At 70.2% G+C, this 18,072-nt stretch carries 13 protein-coding genes and 1 tRNA gene; 4 read left to right on the plus strand and 10 right to left on the minus strand.

Annotation, left to right across the window (positions count from 1 at the left end):
* Nucleotides 1–3: 3 nt before the first annotated feature.
* Entirely contained in the window at nt 4–1,290 is a 1,287-nt protein-coding gene (eno, locus tag DL519_RS26325; RefSeq protein ID WP_190818728.1) for a phosphopyruvate hydratase, read from the minus strand.
* Nucleotides 1,291–1,565: 275 nt separating this feature from the next.
* Here eno and DL519_RS26330 point away from each other — a divergent pair, with 275 nt between their 5' ends.
* A complete protein-coding gene (locus tag DL519_RS26330) occupies nt 1,566–1,943 on the plus strand; it encodes a tetratricopeptide repeat protein (RefSeq protein ID WP_168586523.1) in 378 nt (125 codons plus the stop codon).
* Between the two features lie 83 nt (nt 1,944–2,026).
* Here DL519_RS26330 and DL519_RS26335 read toward each other — a convergent pair whose 3' ends face one another.
* From DL519_RS26335 to mfd, 7 genes are all read right to left on the minus strand, one after another.
* Complete coding sequence (locus DL519_RS26335) at nt 2,027–2,827, minus strand: lytic murein transglycosylase (protein ID WP_190818730.1); 801 nt, start codon at nt 2,825–2,827, stop codon at nt 2,027–2,029.
* 258 nt (nt 2,828–3,085) lie between these two features.
* Nucleotides 3,086–3,871: a lytic transglycosylase domain-containing protein gene (locus tag DL519_RS26340; protein ID WP_223839572.1), complete on the minus strand. Its 786-nt coding sequence runs from the start codon at nt 3,869–3,871 to the stop codon at nt 3,086–3,088.
* A gap of 117 nt (nt 3,872–3,988) precedes the next feature.
* Complete coding sequence (locus tag DL519_RS26345) at nt 3,989–5,005, minus strand: MazG family protein (RefSeq protein ID WP_190818731.1); 1,017 nt, start codon at nt 5,003–5,005, stop codon at nt 3,989–3,991.
* A 144-nt stretch (nt 5,006–5,149) separates the two neighbouring features.
* Nucleotides 5,150–6,064: a SurA N-terminal domain-containing protein gene (locus tag DL519_RS26350; RefSeq protein WP_190818733.1), complete on the minus strand. Its 915-nt coding sequence runs from the start codon at nt 6,062–6,064 to the stop codon at nt 5,150–5,152.
* Nucleotides 6,065–6,156: 92 nt separating this feature from the next.
* Nucleotides 6,157–6,702, minus strand: coding sequence for an AMIN-like domain-containing (lipo)protein (locus DL519_RS26355; protein ID WP_190818735.1), 546 nt, complete (start codon nt 6,700–6,702; stop codon nt 6,157–6,159).
* 181 nt (nt 6,703–6,883) lie between these two features.
* Nucleotides 6,884–8,575 carry a BCCT family transporter gene (locus tag DL519_RS26360; RefSeq protein WP_190818737.1) on the minus strand — a complete coding sequence of 564 codons (1,692 nt, stop codon included), beginning with the start codon at nt 8,573–8,575 and terminating at the stop codon, nt 6,884–6,886.
* A 176-nt stretch (nt 8,576–8,751) separates the two neighbouring features.
* Complete coding sequence (gene mfd / locus DL519_RS26365; RefSeq protein ID WP_190818739.1) at nt 8,752–12,348, minus strand: transcription-repair coupling factor; 3,597 nt, start codon at nt 12,346–12,348, stop codon at nt 8,752–8,754.
* A 156-nt stretch (nt 12,349–12,504) separates the two neighbouring features.
* Between mfd and DL519_RS26370 the strand changes: the two genes are divergently transcribed.
* A complete protein-coding gene (locus DL519_RS26370) occupies nt 12,505–13,701 on the plus strand; it encodes a PQQ-dependent sugar dehydrogenase (RefSeq protein WP_190824233.1) in 1,197 nt (398 codons plus the stop codon).
* A 114-nt stretch (nt 13,702–13,815) separates the two neighbouring features.
* Here DL519_RS26370 and DL519_RS26375 read toward each other — a convergent pair whose 3' ends face one another.
* Nucleotides 13,816–14,409 (minus strand): TetR/AcrR family transcriptional regulator, encoded by a 594-nt coding sequence (locus DL519_RS26375; protein ID WP_190818741.1) that lies wholly within the window; start codon nt 14,407–14,409, stop codon nt 13,816–13,818.
* A gap of 173 nt (nt 14,410–14,582) precedes the next feature.
* Nucleotides 14,583–15,551, minus strand: a complete 969-nt coding sequence (locus DL519_RS26380) for an acyl-CoA desaturase (RefSeq protein ID WP_190818743.1) — start codon at nt 15,549–15,551, stop codon at nt 14,583–14,585.
* A 416-nt stretch (nt 15,552–15,967) separates the two neighbouring features.
* Here DL519_RS26380 and DL519_RS26385 point away from each other — a divergent pair.
* Both DL519_RS26385 and DL519_RS26390 read left to right on the plus strand, forming a co-directional pair.
* Nucleotides 15,968–16,038, plus strand: a tRNA-Gln gene (locus DL519_RS26385).
* A 77-nt stretch (nt 16,039–16,115) separates the two neighbouring features.
* Nucleotides 16,116–17,876 (plus strand): tetratricopeptide repeat-containing diguanylate cyclase, encoded by a 1,761-nt coding sequence (locus DL519_RS26390; protein ID WP_223839574.1) that lies wholly within the window; start codon nt 16,116–16,118, stop codon nt 17,874–17,876.
* The last annotated feature ends 196 nt before the right edge of the window (nt 17,877–18,072 follow it).

Below are 18,072 nucleotides of genomic sequence, written 5' to 3' on the forward strand. Positions count from 1 at the left end.
GGCTCAGCTCTCCGGCGTGAACCGCGGGAAGGCCAGCTCGCCCGCGTAGCGGGCGGCGTCACCGAGGGCCTCCTCAATGCGCAGCAGCTGGTTGTACTTGGCGACGCGCTCGCTGCGGGCCGGGGCACCGGTCTTGATCTGGCCGCAGCCGGTGGCCACCGCCAGGTCGGCGATCGTGGTGTCCTCGGTCTCGCCGGAGCGGTGGCTCATCATGCTCTTGTAGCCGCACGAGGTGGCGAGGCTGACCGCGTCCAGGGTCTCCGACAGCGTGCCGATCTGGTTGACCTTGACCAGCAGCGCGTTGGCCGCGCCCCGGCTGATGCCGTCCTCCAGCCGCTCCGGATTGGTGACGAACAGGTCGTCGCCGACCAGTTGCACCTGGTCGCCGACCTGCTCGGTCAGGCTGGTCCAGCCGTCCCAGTCGTCCTCGGCCAGCGGGTCCTCGATGGACACCAGCGGATAGGCGCCGAGGAGTTCCTGGTAGTACGCCGCCATCTGCTCGGCGGTGCGCTTGGAGCCCTCGAAGTTGTAGGTGCCCTCGGAGAAGAACTCGGTCGCGGCGACGTCCAGCGCCAGCACGATGTCGCGGCCCAGCTTGTAACCGGCCTTCTCCACCGCCGAGGCGATCAGGTCCAGGGCCTCGCGGTTGTTCGGCAGGTCCGGGGCGAACCCGCCCTCGTCGCCCAGACCGGTGGCCAGGCCCTTGGCCTTGAGCACCGACTTCAGCGCGTGGTAGGTCTCGGTGCCCCAGCGCAGCGCCTCGGAGAAGGTGTCCGCGCCGATCGGCGCGATCATGAACTCCTGGATGTCGATGCCGGTGTCGGCGTGCGCGCCGCCGTTGAGGATGTTCATCATCGGCACCGGCAGCACGTGCGCGTTCGGTCCGCCGACGTAACGGAACAGCTCCAGCCCGGAGGTCTCCGCGGCGGCCTTGGCGACCGCCAGCGAGACGCCGAGGATGGCGTTGGCGCCCAGCCGGGACTTGTCCGGCGTGCCGTCCAGGTCGACCAGCTTCTGGTCGACGACGCGCTGCTCGGTGGCGTCCAACCCGGTCAGCTCCGGGCCGATCTCGTCCAACACCGCCGCGACCGCGTTCTCGACACCCTTGCCGCCGTAGCGGGCGGCGTCACCGTCGCGCAGCTCGACGGCCTCGTGCTCGCCGGTCGAGGCACCTGAGGGGACCGCAGCGCGGCTGAGCGTGCCGTCCTCCAATGCCACTTCGACCTCGACGGTGGGGTTCCCGCGCGAGTCGAGGATCTCGCGGGCTCCGACCTGCTCGATGATCGCCACGTGTGCTCCTAACCAGCCTTTGAACTATGGACGAAGCGGGCCGTCCCGGCGTTCCCGCGCGCGGCGAACCGGCCGAACGCCCGACGACCGACTACGAGCCTAACGGGGCCGGTGAGGCCGCCGCCGCAGGCTCGTGCGCTGCCGACGGGCTCGGGGTTTTCGACCCCGATCGGCAAGCCCCCGTTCGGCCGGTGTTCGCATCACGGATACCAGCTGGAAGACCATCCGGACGGAGGTCTCGGAACAGCCGATCGGCACGTAACGTTGTCCACGCCATGACGACCGAAGGCACCGTCGAAGCGTTCCGCCGGGCGGAAGAACTGCTCGCGCAGCGCCGCCCCCTGGAAGCCATCCGCGTCTTAGAACCGGTCCTCGACATCGCCGCCGACAAGCCGAGCGTGCAACTGCTGCTCGGGCGGGCTTACTTCTTCTCGGCCCAGCTGCGCCGCGCCGAGCGAGCGTTCCTGCGCGTGCTGGAGTTCGACCCGTCGGACCACTATGCGCGCCTGGTGCTGGGCCGCACCCTGCAGCGCCTGGGCCGCTTGAACGAGGCGCGCGCCCAGATCAGGCTGGCCGCGACGATGCACCCGGTGCCCGCGTACCAAGAAGCGCTGGGCGAGATCAACGCCCACATCGCCACCCGCGACATCTGACCCGGCGCTGCCCTGGGGGCTGGGACCGCGCGCCGTCGCTCTCCGGCGCGCGATTTCGATGCGAAATCAGCGTTCGCCCGCGGTCAGCGGCGGCGGTTGCCCGCTTCGGCGTAGGACTCGGCCAGGGCGAACACCTTCTGGCCGTACTCCACCGAGTAGTTGTACGACATGACTCCCGACCACCAACCCGCACCGGTGGTCATGTCCCGGCCGCCCGCGCAGAGGTAGCGGGCCGCGGCCATCGCGGCGTCGTCCAGGTTCTGCGGATCGCCGATGCCGTCGCCGTCGCCGTCGGTCGCCCACTTACGCCACGTCGACGGGATGAACTGCATCGGCCCCACCGCGCGGTCGTGCACGACGTCGCCGTCGAGCGCACCGCCGTCGGTGTCCGGGATGACCCGGATCCCCGGTGCGCCGTTGAGCGGTACCCCGATGATCGGGCTCGACGGCCGGGCGTCCTCGCGCAGCAACCGCCCGGCGAAGCGGCCGTGGTTGGACTCGATGCGGCCGAGGCCCGCCAGCGTCGCCCAGGAGATCTTGCAGTCCGGCTGGTAACGGCGCATCGCCAGGTCCGCGTTGACGTAGGAGACGATCGCCCGGGCCGGGATGTCCACCACCACCGACACCTCGTCGGCCCACTCCCGCACCGGGTCCGCGCCGGGCCTGGGCTGCGCGAGGGGTTCCTCGACCGGCGGCGCCATCGAGCCGGGTACCACCGGCGCGGGCGCCACGTCCTGCTCGGGCGGCGGCTCGGCCACCGGCGCGGTCGGGGGCTTGCCGAACACACTGACCATCCCGACCCCGACGACCATCGCGGCCAGCAGCGCAACGGCGACCACGAGCCGCCCGAAGGCAGCCGACACCAGGGACGTGGTCCTGATCACGTCGGCCAGGCTACTCGCTAGTAGATCCCGCCTCCAGAGGCCAATCAGTTGTCTCGAGTCGAGAGCAACCGCCCCCGATCGCTCCACCAGTGCGAAGGTCCCCGCAGGCCAGCTCCCCGACACCGGGTACCGGCCGCAATTTAAATGGAAGTTGCGGTTCTCCGGCGTGTCGGGCCACGACACGCCGAATGGTGTGGACAATTCCCGCAATTTCAATGGAAATCGGACCTCTGATTTCCATTGAAATTGCGGACGACCTCAGCCATCGACCGGGAGGGCGCGGCTGGCCTTGCCGTAGTAGTCGGCGTAGTCCAGGACTTCCTGGCCGTAGCTGCGGCTCTTGTTGTAGGTCAGCAGCGCCGCCCAGAACCGCTGCGGATCGTTCAGGTCACCGCCCACGCTGCACAGGTAGTTGCCCGCAGCCAGGGCGGCATCGTCGATGTCCTGCGGATCCCGGACCCCGTCGCCGTCGGCGTCGATCGCCCAGTCGCGCCAGGTGCTCGGGATGAACTGCAGCGGCCCCACCGCGCGGTCCCACACCGTGTCGCCGTCGAACTCGCCGTCGTCGGTGTCCGGAATGCGCTTGACGCCGGAGCTGCCGTCCAGAGGTAGCCCGATGATCGGCTTGCTCGGCCGCCCGGTCTCGTCCAGCCGCGCCCCGCCGAACCGGCCGTGACTGGATTCCACGGCGCCGATCCCCGCGAGCAGCGACCAGCTGAGCCCGCAGGTCGGCGACTTCGCCTCAATGGCCTGCTGCGCGTAGCCGTAGGCCTGGAGCGCGGCGCGCGGGATGTTGAGCTCGTCGGCCATCGACTCGGCCCAGCCGGCGAGCTGCCGCTGCGGCCGGGCGCTCGGCGGTATCGGCGGGCCGCCCGGCGCGAGCAGCTCCACCATCGGCGGGGCGACGCCGGGGTCGGGCGGCGCGACCGCCGACGGCGGCGTGAACTCGGTGCTTCCTCGCGACGACGAGACCGGCGGTGCGCAAGAAGCGAGCAACGTGAGCACCGGGGCCAACAGCAGCCATAACCGACGCGGCAAGAGCATCCTCCCTACTACACCCCAGATGCACAGGGGCGCCGATTTCAGCAGAGCGTGCCCCCGTGGAGAAATATCGCCGCGAGACGTGTTTCGTCAGCCGATGCCCGCGACCAGTGTGCGCCGCTACTCCGAACGCACACCCGCCGGGTCCGGCAAATCGGACACCAGCTCCCGCCAGTCGGCCGCCGAGAGCTCCGCCGGCTCCCGGCCGGACTCGCGGGCTCGCCGCTCGGCCGAACGGATGCGCTCGGCGAATGCCAGCGCGACCGCGCGCAGCTGGTCCTCCGGGTCGTGACCGTCCAGCTTCGCCTGCGCGGCGGTGTCGAACAGCGCCTCACCAGGGTTTTCGCCGCGCGGCATCGCGTCCGCAGGAATCCCGGCGCGGTTCGCGCGCTGCACCAGCTTGGCGGCCAGGGCCACCGCCGGCTGCCCCAGCGCGACACCATCCACAATGGACTCGCGCTGCTTCTCCTGCTGCTTCAGCTCCTCCCAGCGGGCGTGCTGCGACTCGGCGTCCAGCAGCGCCGGTCCGTCGGCGAAGACGTGCGGGTGCCGCGACACGAGCTTGCTGACAAGGCCCGCGGCGACCGCGTCGATGTCGAACGGATCGGCCGGATCCTCCGTCGCGACCCGCGCGTGGAACAGGACCTGCAGCAGCACGTCCCCCAGCTCCTCGCGCAGCGCCTCCCGGTCGCGGTGCTCGATCGCGTCGAGCAGCTCGTAGGTCTCCTCGACGAGGTACTTGCGCAGCGTGTCGTGGTCCTGCTCGGCGTCCCACGGGCAGCCGCCGGGCGAACGCAGCCGGTCCATCACCGTCACCGCGTCCAGCAGCTCGATCCCGGCCGGCGCCGGGGCGGCGATCAGCCGCGCACCCGCGGCGCGGAGCGCGTCGGCGTCGGCGCAGCCGAGTGCGCCGACGATCAGCACGACAGGTTCCCGAGCAGCCTGCGCCAGCAGATCTGCCGCCGCAGGCGGCGCGGGGGCGTCGAGCGCCGCGCGCGTAGCGGGCGCGAGGCCGGGTTCGGCGTAGACGGCGGCAGCGCTGCGCAGCAGCGGCAGCGCCGCTGCCGGTAGAACGTCGCCAAGCCGGTCGTCGACCACGACGACCGCGGAATCTTCCTGCACCCGGACCTCGCTCATGCTGCGATTGTCCCAACCCGCAACACCCGCCGTGGCCCCGGGCGCGGAGTCATTGGTCACGTCGACAGCAGTTTCAATTGAAACCGTGGACACCATCCCGGAGCTCGCAGTTTCAATTGAAAATTGAAACTGTCAGCTCGCCGGTCAGCCGGCCGCCGCCGGGGCCGACAAACGGAAGCCCGCGGTTTCGCCCTCGCTCGGGACCGCCACCAGGTTCACGCGGTCCCAGACGCCGTAGCGCGGGCTGAGCCGCACCCCGACGCGGTCCGCCGTGATACCAAGCAGGCCGATGCCGAGGCTTTGCAGCATCTGGTCGCCCATCCCACCCGAGGATGCCGTCGGGGGCGCATCGGTGCGGCGCTCCTTGATCCGCGCGATCAACCACTGGCCGGAGTTCGTTTCCGGCTCGAACGCCAGCACCGTGCCGGGCTGTGCGCCGAACAACGGCGCGAGCTTCGGATTGTCGCTGGGGCGCAGCTTCTGGTCGAGCACCGCCAGAACGCCGGCCTTGGCGTCCTCCTGGACGAGCGCGGCGGCCTCCGCCGGGCCCTGCGCCATGCGCTTGGCCTTCTCCTCTGCCTCGCCGCGCGTGCTCGCCCGGCTGTAGTCGAAGGTGATCGCCAGCCGGTCGACGTACTTGCGCCCGAGTTCCGTTTCCAGCAGGTAGGTTCTGACCACGTCGCGGAGGCCCTCCGGGGTGTTGATCCCACCCTCGGTCGCCCTCTGCGGCCCGCCTACCTGGTTGATCAGGTCGGCGACCTGCTGGTCGGTGACGGTCAGCCCCTCGTCGCGGGCCGCCTGCGCGACCAGCTCCTGCAGGACCAGCTGCGAGGCCAGTTTCCTACCGAGGTCGTCGAGTTGCCCCTGCTGTTGCCACTTCTCCCTGAGGCCCGGTTCCTTCGCGAGCACCTCACCGAACCAGGACTGGACATCGGAGACCGGGATGCGGTTGTCGCCGACGATCGCGGCTGCGCCGACCTGGCTGGGGCCGGAACCGCAACCGGCGAGCAGCAGCCCGGCTGCGGCGATCGATGCGAGAAGGCGCCCGTGGCGCGGCATGCGGAACCTCACAGCGGGCACCCTCTCACGAAGTCACGTTCCGGTGAAGCATCGACGCCGTCCGAAGTCGACGCTCGCGACACCGGTTCGGCTCAACGGCCCAACGAACCCTGAGCCATGTTGACAATCACCTTCTCGCCTTCGACCAGCACCTCGTAATCGACGCCCTCGGACAGCCCGATGGTCAGCTCGCCGGTGCCGTGCGAGTTGTCGTTGACGACCGCGCTCTGCGCCAGCTCCTGGCCGAACTGCTCGGGTCCGGCGGTGCTGCGGTCCTGGTCGGCGATCTCCACGTAGACGTGCAGGAACGCCTTGCCGGTCATGCCTTCGACCGGCTCGCCGGAGCCGCCCCAGACCGGCGCCGTCTCGTTCAGCTCGTGCTTCATCACCTTCAGCCCACTCGCGTTCGGCAGCTTGCTGAAGTCGAACACGACCCGCTCCTCGCTGCCGTGCACGCCGGCGCGGATTTCCGGCTCGGCGGCGGAGGAGGTCAGGTTCGACACGGCCCCGGCCTGCACGGCGCCACCGGCCGAGGGGGCGGGAGCCGGCGCCGGGGCGCCCGTGGCGCATCCGGTCAGCGCCAGCGCGGACAGCGCGATCGAGCTGGTCGCCAAAATCAGCTTGGTGCGCATGGACATCGGTAGAACCTCTCGCCAGGGGGCCTTTACCCCTAAAGACGCACTGCGCCGCACGAGGTTCCGAACCGCATCGAACTGATCTTCCGGACAGCTCACACCCGATCGGCCAACCCGGAGATCACCAACGACGAATCCACTGTGGAGTATACGGAGCAGCAGTCATGAATCCACAGTGGATAGATCAGTACGGATTTAAATCCCCTTCGGTCGGGCCGACTTCCAGTTGGAAGTCCCCGCCGTGGCGCTCGGTACCGGCGATTACCGCCTGCTCCAGCACCTGCGCGCCCTTCTCGCCGCGCTGCATCAGCGGGTCCTCGCGCAGGTCCTTCATCAGCGCCACGCACAGCAGCACCATCACCACCGCGAACGGCGCCGACGCCAGGAAGGTCAGGTTCTGGATGCCGCTGAGCGCGTTCTCCCCGCCGACGATGAGCATGATCGCGGCCACCGCACCCGTCGCCGCGCCCCAGAACACCACCATCCACCGCTTCGGCTCGATCGAACCACGCTGCGACAGCGTGCCCATCACCACCGACGCCGCGTCCGCGCCGGAGACGAAGAAGATCGCGACCAGGACCATCACCAGCACCGTGGTGATCGCCGGCAGCGGCAGCGTCTCCAGCACCCGGAAGGTCTGCGCCTCCTCGCCGCCGCTGCGGAACACGTCGACGCCGCTCTGCTGCACCCGGATCGAGCTGCCGCCGAAGATCGTGAACCACACCAGGCTCACCGCGCTGGGCACCAGGATCACGCCGGCGACGAACTGCCGGATCGTGCGGCCGCGGCTGATCCGCGCGATGAACATGCCGACGAACGGCGTCCACGAGATCCACCACGCCCAGTAGAAGATCGTCCAGCTGGACAACCAGTCGTTCATCGCCGCACCGCCGGTGGCGCCGGACCGGGAGGCCATCTCGCCGAAGTCCCTCATGTAGGCGCCGATCGAGGTGGGCAGCAGGTCGAGGACGAACACCGTCGGGCCGACCACGAACACGAAGATCGCCAGCAGCGCGGCAAGCACCATGTTGATGTTGGATAGCCATTGGATGCCCTTGGCCACGCCCGACACCGCCGAGAAGATGAAGCAGATCGTCAGCACCACGATGATCAGCACCAGCACCGTGTTGCCGACCCCGTTGATCCAGCCGGCCGACTGCATGCCGCTCTGGATCTGCAGCGTCCCCAGCCCCAGCGAGGCCGCCGAGCCGAACAGCGTCGCGATCAGCGCGAGGATGTCGATCAGCTTGCCGATCGGGCCCTCCGCGCCGCGCTTGCCGATCAGCGGCGTGAACACGGCGCTGATCAGCTGCTTGCGACCGCGCCGGAAGCTGCAGTACGCGATGGACAGCCCGACGACGGCGTAGATCGACCACGGGTGCAGTGTCCAGTGGAACAGCGACGTCGCCATCGCGGTCTCCACCGCCGCCTCGCTCAGCGGTTCCACGGTGCCGGGCGGCGGTTCGACGAAGTGCGCCAGCGGTTCTGCGACGCCGAAGAACATCAGGCCGATGCCCATGCCGGCGCTGAACATCATCGCGATCCACGACACGGTGCGGAATTCCGGCTCCTCGCCGTCCTGCCCCAGCGGGATCGCGCCGTAGCGGCTGATCGCCAGCCACAGCGCGAACACCACGAACCCGGTCGCGGCGAGCACGAAACCCCAGCCGATGTTGGTCACCAGCCAGGACAGCGCGGCGGACGAGACCCGCGCCAGCGAATCGGTGGAGAACACGCCCCAGCAGACGAAGAAGATCGTGATCGCGGCGGTGACCCCGAAGATCACGAAGTCGGTGCGGGCCGAGTGTTCGGCGGCGAACGCGGCGGGTGACTGCGGTATGCCCGTCTTCTCCGGTTCCGAGGCCTTCCTGGTCATGGTCCCCCGCCTCCTAGTCACGCACTGCGAAGCCGAATCAACGGTCACGCCGGGTCGGTATCTCGGCAACTCAGAAGCACGACGTCCCGGCTGGCCAGGCGCCGTGAGCACTTTCAGGTGCTATGACACCCAAAAGTACTCACGCGTTCAGGCGAAACCTGCGTGGCGGGGCGGGTTCACGCGACCGGGGCGGGAGCGGTGGTGAGGTCCTCCAGGAACTTGGAGCACCAGTCCAGCAGCGCCTCGTCGCGCAGCGGCGGCGCGCCCATCCGGCCTCCTGCCGCGCCTTCCGTCGGGCGCGGCACCGACACCGTGCGGACCGCGGGCTTGTACACCGCCTTCGGGTACAGCCGCTTGAGCCGGACCTGCTTCGAGTCCGGCAGCTCCAGCGGCGCCACCCGCAGCGAAGCGCCCTGCAACGTCACCTCACTGACCCCGTGCTCCCGGCAGAACTGCCGGAAGTGGGCCACCTTCAGCAGCCGCTCCACCGGCTCCGGCAACGGCCCGTAGCGGTCGACGAGCTCGGCGCGCACCGCGTCCAGTGCCTCGACGTCGACGGCCGCCGCGAGCTTGCGGTATGCCTCCAGCCGCAGCCGCTCCCCCGGCACGTAGTCGTGCGGGATGTGCGCGTCGATTGGCAGGTCGACCCGGACCTCGGTGAGCTCCTCCTCGGTCTCCCCCGGCTCCGCGCCCGCGTGCCGCCGGAACGCATCGACCGCCTCGCCGACCAACCGCACGTACAGGTCGAAGCCGACGCCCGCGATGTGCCCGGACTGCTCGGCGCCGAGGATGTTGCCCGCACCGCGGATCTCCAGGTCCTTCATCGCGACCGCCATGCCCGCGCCGAGCTCGGAGTTCTGCGCGATGGTCGCCAGCCGGTCGTGCGCCATGTCGGTCAGCGGCTTCTCCGGCGGGTAGAGGAAATAGGCGTAGCCGCGCTCGCGGGCCCGCCCGACGCGGCCGCGCAGCTGGTGTAGCTGGGCGAGGCCGAGCAGGTCGGAGCGATCCACGATCAGCGTGTTGGCGTTGGAGATGTCCAACCCGGTCTCGACGATCGTGGTGCACACCAGCACGTCGTGCTCGCGCTCCCAGAACCCCTGGATGATCTTCTCCAGCCGGTCCTCGTTCATCTGCCCGTGCGCGGTGACGATCCGCGCCTCCGGCACCAGTTCCCGCAGCTGGCGCGCGACCTTCTCGATGTCGTGCACCCGGTTGTGCACGAAGAACACCTGACCGTCGCGCAGCAGCTCGCGCCGGATCGCGGCGGCGACCTGCTTCTGGTCGTACGCGCCGACGTAGGTCAGGATCGGGTGCCGCTCCTCCGGCGGGGTGAGGATCGTCGACATCTCCCGGATGCCGGCCATGCTCATCTCCAGCGTCCGCGGGATCGGCGTCGCGGACATCGTCAGCACGTCCACGTGCGTGCGGAGGGCCTTGATGTGCTCCTTGTGCTCGACGCCGAAGCGCTGCTCCTCGTCGACGATCACCAGGCCCAGGTCCTTGTACCGGATCCCGGTCTGCAGCAGCCGGTGCGTGCCGATCACGATGTCGACCGAGCCGTCGGCCAGGCCCTGGATGGTCTCCTCGGACTCCATCTGGTCGGTGAACCGGGACAGCCCCTTCACGGTCACCGGGAACGACCGCATCCGGTCGGTGAAGGTGTTCAGGTGCTGCTGGGCGAGCAGCGTGGTCGGCACCAGCACGGCGGCCTGCTTGCCGTCCTGCACTGCCTTGAACGCCGCACGCACCGCGATCTCGGTCTTGCCGTAGCCGACGTCGCCGCAGATCACCCGGTCCATCGGCACCGAGCGCTGCATGTCGGCCTTCACCTCGTCGATGGCGGCCATCTGGTCACCGGTCTCGGTGTAGGGGAAGGCGTCCTCCAGCTCCCGCTGCCACGGGGTGTCCGCGCCGAAGGCGTGCCCGGGCGAGGACTGCCGGGCCGCGTACAGCTGCACCAGCTCGGCGGCGATCTCCTTGACCGCCTTGCGGGCCTTGGCCTTGGTGTTCTTCCAGTCCGAGCCGCCGAGCTTGTTCAGCGTCGGCACCTCGCCGCCGACGTAGCGGGTGACCTCGTCGAGCTGGTCGGTCGGCACGAACAGCCGGTCGCCGGGCTGGCCGCGCTTGCTCGCCGCGTACTCCAGCACCAGGTACTCGCGGGTCGCGCCGCCGACGGTGCGCTGCACCATCTCGACGTACTTGCCGATGCCGTGCTGCTCGTGCACCACGAAGTCGCCGGTCTTGAGCGCCAGCGGGTCGACAGCGTTGCGCCGCCGCGACGGCATCCGGCGCATGTCCTTCGTGGACGTTCCGCCCCGGCCGCCGGTCAGGTCGGCCTCGGTGAGCACCACCAGCGCGACCTCGGGTGCGGCGAAGCCGTCCTCCAGGCCGCCGCGGACCACCGTCACCACGCCGGATTCCGGCTCCGCCGCCAGCCCGTCCTCGGCCAGCCGCGCGGGCAGCTCCGCTTCGCGCAGCTGCTGCACGGCGCGCTGCGCGGTGCCCGCACCGGCCACCACCAGCACCGCCGCGCCGCCTGCGGCGGTGTGCGCGCGCAGGTCGGCGAAAGCGCGCTCGATTTCGCCGTGGTAGGCGTCCACCGGCTTGAGAACGAGCCGGATGACCTCGTCGTCGTCCTCGCCCTCCTCGCTGGTCAGCTGGGTCAGCGGCCACCACGGCAGGCCGATCGAGACGGTGTGCTCGGCGACCTCGGCCAGCCTGCGGTAGGCCGACGCGCCCAGATCGATGGGTGCTTTGCCGCCGTCGGCGGCGACCGTCCAGGAGGCCTCCAGGAACTCCTGGCCGGTGCGCACCAGGTCGGCGGCCCGCGCGTGGATCTTCTCCGGGTCGGCGAGCAGCACGTGCGTGCCCGCCGGGGCCAGATCGGTCAGCAGCCGCATCTCGCCTTCGCACAGCGCTGGGATCAGCGCCTCCATGCCTTCGACCGGCGCGCCCGAGGCGATCTTCTCCAGCATCTCGGCGAGGTGGGTGTCGGTCTGGTGCTGCTCGGCGAGCTTCGCGGCGCGCTCGGCGACCTGCTCGGTGATCAGCAGCTCCCGGCAGGCCGGGGCGAACAGCTCGGTGCTCGGCGCGTCCGGCAGCGAGCGCTGGTCGGCGACGGCGAACGGGCGGATCTCGGTGACCTCGTCGCCCCAGAACTCGACCCGCAGCGGGTGTTCCTCGGTCGGCGGGAACACGTCGACGATGCCGCCGCGCACCGCGAACTCGCCGCGCTTCTCGACCATGTCGACGCGGTCGTAGGCCAACTCCGCGAGCCGCTCGACCAGTTCCTGGAAGTCGTGCTCGGTGCCGACCGCGAGCCGCACCGGGGCCAGCTCGCCCAACCCGGGCGCGATCGGCTGGATCAGGCTGCGCACCGTCGTCACCAGCACCTGGATGGCGCCGTGCGCGTGCTCCTCGGGGTGCGCGAGGCGGCGCAGCACCGACAGCCGCCGGCCGACGGTGTCGGCGCGGGGCGAAAGCCGTTCGTGCGGCAGGGTTTCCCAGGACGGGAACACCTCGATTCGGGCCGGACCCAGCAGGTCCGACAGCGCCGCCGCGGCTTCTTCCGCTTCCCGGCCGGTGGCGGTGACCAGCAGCACTGGCCGCCCGGCGCCGCCCTCGGTGGCCAGCGACCCCGCGGTCAGCGACCGGGCCGCCGGGGGGCCTTCCAACACCAGGCGCGGCCGCCCGGCCGCCGCCACGACCTGCCGGATGGCTGGATCGCGCAGCACGATTTCGAGCAGTCCGCGCAGGGGACCGGCCTGGCTCATGGAGCTACCTCGCAGCAAGACATGGCGAATGCGGGCACACCCCTGCCCGGGACCAACGCCAACACCGGGAGGGGCATCGGGTTCCAGACTACGACCCGGGTGCGACACGAACGCGATGGCCCGAACGCACCACATGGCCGATGTCACACTGTGCGCATGCTGCCGCGCCGGCCCGCCGCGTTCGCCCTGCTGCTGCCGCTGATCAGCGGCTTGATCGGGTGCACCAGCGCGGACAGCACCGATCGGCCCGCACCGGCGAGCACGGCGGCCCCGGCACCGTCGGCGCTGCGCGTCGAGATCGTCGCGGCCGGGCTGGAACACCCCTGGGACATCGGGTTCCTGCCGGACGGCACCACGCTGGTCAGTCAGCGCCCCGGCAGGCTCGCGCTGCTCGCCGATCACCGACCGGGCGCGCTGGTGCGGCCGGTGCGGGCGGACTTCGGCGACGTGCTCGCGGAAGGCGAGGGCGGGCTGATGGGTCTGCTGGTGCACCCGTCGTTCGCCGCCAACCGGCGGTTCATCACCTGCCAGACGCACCAGGAGAACGGCACGCCCGTGGACGTCCGGCTGATCACCTGGCGGCTGTCCGAGGACGGCTCGCGCGCGGATCGGGTCGGGAATCTGCTCACCGGGCTGCCGGTGAGCCGCAGCGGACGGCACTCCGGCTGCCGGCTGGCGCTGGGCGAAGACGGAGCGCTGCTGGTGAGCACCGGGGACACGGCGCGGCCCGCGATCGCGCAGGACCGCGGCTCGCTCGGCGGCAAGGTGCTGCGGGTGAACATCGACACCGGCGCTCCCCTGCCGGACAACCCGTTCATCGCCTCGCCGAACCCGAGCGAGCGGTTGCTCTACACCTACGGGCACCGCAACCCGCAGGGCGTCGCACCGCGGCCCGGCGGTCAGGTGTTCGTCGCGGAGCACGGGCCGGACGTCGACGACGAGATCAACCTGGTGCGGCCGGGCGGGAACTACGGCTGGGACCCGTCGCGCGGCGGCACCGAATCCTCTTACGACGAGTCGGTGCCGATGACCGATCTGCGCCGGTTCCCGGACGCCGTCAAAGCGGTCTGGTCGTCGGGAGACCGAACGGAAGCCGTTTGCGCCGCAACGTTCCTGACCGGTCCGGAGTGGAAGCGCTTCGACGGGGTGCTGGCGGTCACGGCGCTCAAGGGCGGCAACCTGCTGCTGTTCGGGGTCCAGCCGGACGGCTCGGTCCACCAGGTCGAGATCCCGCCCGAACTCGACGACACCCACGGCCGGCTCAGAGCCGCCCGCCAAGGCCCCGCCGGCGCCCTCTACATCACCACGTCCAACGGCACCGACGACAAGGTCCTCCGCATCACGGCATCCTGAACCGCACGTTCCCGGCGTCCTGAACCGCAATTTCCATTGAAATCGGACCGTCGTTTTCAATGGAACTTGCGGGAGAACAGGCGCACCGGGCGTCTGGGTGGGGTCGGTGGTGCGTCACTTCGTCGATAGGCGGGGTTTGTGCTCCAGGTGGGACAGGCCGTTCCAGGCGAGGTTCACCAGGTGCGCGGCGACCTCTTCCTTCTTCGGCTTGCGCGCCTCCAGCCACCACTGGCCGGTCAGCGCCACCATGCCCACCAGCGCCTGGCTGTACAGCGGGGCGAGCTTCGAGTCGTAGCCCCGCGCGCTGAACTGCAGGCCGAGGATGTGCTCGACCTGGCTCGCGATGTCGTTGAGCAGGCTGGAGAATGTGCCGCTGTTGCTGGCCACCGGCGAATCCCGCACCAGCACCCGGAAACCGTCGGTGTTGTTGTCGATGTAGTCCAGCAGCGCCCGCGCCGCTTGCTCCAGCAGTTCCCGGGGATGTCCCGCGGACAGGGCGGAGACGACCAGGTCCAGCAGGTTGCGCATCTCGCGGTCGACCACCACCGCGTAGACGCCTTCCTTGCCGCCGAAGTGCTCGTAGACGACCGGCTTGGACACCCCGGCGCGGTGCGCGATCTCCTCGATCGACGTGCCGTCGAAGCCCTTCTCCGCGAACAAGGCCCGGGCCACGTCCAGCAGCTGCTGCCGGCGTTCCTTGCCCGTCATCCTGACCCGTACGGTGCGTCCCTTCGGTCGCGCCTCCGGTTCGGGCGCAGTCCGCCCGCGTCGCCGTGATACCACTCGCACAACCCTAAGGTGCGGGGCCGGCACCGATGTGCTGGCCCGATGAGAAGTGCCCGCGCGACCACCGCCGCGCGGGCACTGCTGAAGCCGGGCGGTCAGCCCTTGTACTCGGTGACCGAGATGCGGGCCAGCCGCTTCTCGTTGGACCAGCGGACGTTCCAGGCCCAGCCGAGCTTCTCGAAGATCCAGATCACCCGCGCCGAGATGTCGATCTGGCCGCGCAGCACGCCGTGCCGGGCGCAGGTCGGGTCGGCGTGGTGCAGGTTGTGCCACGACTCGCCGAAGGACAGGATCGCCAGCGGCCAGAAGTTCGCCGCCTTGTCCCGGCTCTTGAACGGCCGCTCGCCGATCATGTGGCAGATCGAGTTCACCGACCAGGTCACGTGGTGCAGGAAGGACACCCGGACCAGCCCGGCCCAGAAGAACGCGGTGAACGCGCCCCACAGCGACCAGGTGAACAGCCCGCCCAGCACACCGGGAAGCACGAGGCTGAGGGCCGTCCACAGCGGGAACAGCCGGTTGACCTTCACCAGCGCTTCGTCCTTGAACAGGTCCGGCGCGAAGCGGTCCTCGTTGGTCAGGTCGCGCTCGAACAGCCAACCCATGTGCGCATGCCAGAAGCCCTTCGCCAGCGCGGCGGGCGAGCTGCCGAAGCGCCACGGCGAGTGCGGGTCGCCCTCGCGGTCGGAGAAGGCGTGGTGCCGGCGGTGGTCGGCGACCCAGGTGATCGCCGGGCCTTGCACGGCAATCATGCCGAAGATCGCCAACGCGATCTTGACGCCGCGCTTGGCCTTGAACGAGCCGTGCGTGAAGTACCGGTGGAAACCGACCGTCACACCGAGTCCCGACGCGACGTAGAAGACCAGCGCCAAGCCGATGTCGACCCAGCCGAGGCCCCAGCCCCAGGCCGCCGGCACCGCCAGCACGAGAGCGAGGAACGGCACCAGGACGAACACGTACACCGCCAGCTGCGCCACCCAGGGTCGGGTGCCCGCGGTCAGCGGCTTCGGCCCGGACTCCGCGCGGGCCTCTGTAGGGGCAACGCGCTCGGTTGCTGCGGTCATACTCAATACCTCGAATGGCGTTGGGGAGGTGGGAAAACTGCGGTCAGCGCCGGGAATCACGGCCCCGCAACACCTCCACCCTACGGGACCGTAACCTACGCAAGCGTAAGTTCTTTGATGCCGAATCGTCACCCCCGGCGCCAAAATTGCGGCGTGTCGCACCCGCCCGGGCGTGTCCGAATCGCCCTTGTTCACCCGAACAGCGGTGATCTTGAACGCAACCGGGCGACAGCTCGGTACGTCACATACACGTGCCAGCCTCGACGAAACCCGCGAAGCAACCAGCCCGACGCCGACCCGGCAGCCGGGGCATGCCACGATGTCGGCGGGGTACAACCGCCTGTCAGCCCGGGCCGGTAAGCTCTGGCAGCGGTGCCAGGAGTCACATGCCGGCACTGCGGGCCAGCAGCACCCGATCCGCCGTGGTGTAAAGGCAGCACCTCGGATTTTGGTTCCGATGGTCCAGGTTCGAATCCTGGCGGCGGAGCGAGCGGTCCTCCCAGGTCCGATGCGGCGCGCGGCCGGCAACACCGCGCAGCGCGCCGCGCGGGCTGCCGGGGTGGAATGGTGAACAGGGGGTGTGCGCCGCTGCGCGACGACACGACCGCCGTGCGCGATGACCCGGTGGCCACGCTGAGCGAGGTGTCCGACGCGTGGCTGGTGGGACGCGCACGCGAACTCAACGCAGTCGGCCAGCACAGCGACACGGCCAGTCAGCGCGGCACCATCCGCGAAGCCGACAACCTGCTCGCTGAGGCCCAGCGACGCGGCGAACCGCGTATCGTCGGCCAACTCCTGCGGCACTGTGCCTCGATGCGGCTGGTGACGCCCGGCCTCGTCGACAGCGCCGACCCACTGCTCGACGAGCTCCTCACGCACACCCGGCGACACGGACTGGATGTCCTGCTGGCCGATGCGCACGCACTGCGCAGTCGGCGCGCGCTGCTCGGCGGCAGCGAGGACAACGCACTCACCGAGGTCGCGCACGGCCTGGCGATGCTCGACGACGAGCTGGTCCCGGACCGCACGTTGGGCCGCCGGTCGTGGGAGCGCCTGCTGGCCACCTCGCTGATCGACATCGGCCTGGTTCTCACCCAGCTCGGCGTCTACGAGACGGCCGACGAGGTGATGACCCGCGCCCACCAGCGGATCCGGGAGAGCGGCGGCCCGCACGAGATCGCGGTGCACATGATCAACCGGTGCCGGATGCTGCTGGGCTGGGGGCTGCGGCTGGAGCGCATCGGCCAGCATGCGGAGGCGACCGCTCGGTTCACCACCGCGTCGGCGATCGCGGTCGCGGTGGAGGGCCCGTGGCGCGAGTCGCTGTTCCCCCGGGTGTCCGACCGCCCCGCCGCCGAGCAGGTGCCGGTGCTCGGCGCCGCCCACGCGCTGGCGCAGCCGCACGTGGAGCACATCAAGCGGCTCGAGGTGTTGCGCGCCCTGGACCGGGCGATCCACCCGCGGGAGAAGATCATCGTCGCGATCGCGCTGTCCCGGTGCCTGACCCGCGCGGACCTCAGCGAAGAAGCGGTGCGTGTGCTGTCGGACACCCGTGAGGACACGGCCAGCGACACGTCGGAGCCGACACTGCGCATCTCGCTGGCCCGCGAGTACGCGCAGCTGATCGAAGTCGGCACCAGAGGCACCCACGACGCGCTGCGGGACTACGCGCTGGAGCTGGAGACCGAGCTGTGGACGATGCGCCAGGCCCGACTGTCCACTTTGGTCACCAGGTTGGAGAACTCGCGGCTGATTCACAGGCACGACGCGATCACCCGGCAGGCCCTGCAGGACCCGCTCACCGGCCTGTCGAACCGCCGCGCGCTGGACGACCGGCTGGAGACGCTGCTCAACGCGCCCGATGCGCAGCCGCTGGCGGTGGCGCTGGTCGACCTCGACGGGTTCAAGGGCGTCAACGACCGCTGCTCGCACGCGGAGGGCGACGACGTGCTGCGCACAGTCGCGATGACCCTGCGCGACACCCTGCGCACCGATGACTTCGTGGCCCGCTACGGCGGTGACGAGTTCGTCGTGTTGCTGCCTGGCGCGGCCCTCGGTGCCGCAGAGGCTGCGCTGCAGCGCACCGCCGAGGCGGTCGACCGGCTGCCCGGCGAGCTCTCGCGCGGCGTGACCCTGTCGATCGGCGTCGTCGCGATGCGCCCGCAGGAATCGGCCGCGCAGGTGCTGGCGCGCGCGGATGCCGCGATGTACCAGGCGAAGCGCGACGGCGGCAACCGCGTCTGGGCGTTCCCCGGCGTGACCAACGACCCACCGGACACACCGGCCGAAGATCACTCGGTGTGGATCCCCCCGGACGCCCTCTGACTCGTTCGAATGGTGAGTGAAGGGCCCCTTCAACCGGCGTAGTCGACCGGAGGGCCCTTCGCCCATGCCAGGTTCCCTGGTTCATCAGGCGTGTGATCGGCCACAGCAGGCAGCGCCGCGGGGGCTCCGCAAGTGCAGGGAAGATCACAAAGCCGCAGCTAGAGGGCTGACTCCGCACACGGAATACCGCCGGTCA

The sequence above is a fragment of the Saccharopolyspora pogona genome (assembly GCF_014697215.1).
Classification (GTDB): domain Bacteria; phylum Actinomycetota; class Actinomycetes; order Mycobacteriales; family Pseudonocardiaceae; genus Saccharopolyspora; species Saccharopolyspora hattusasensis.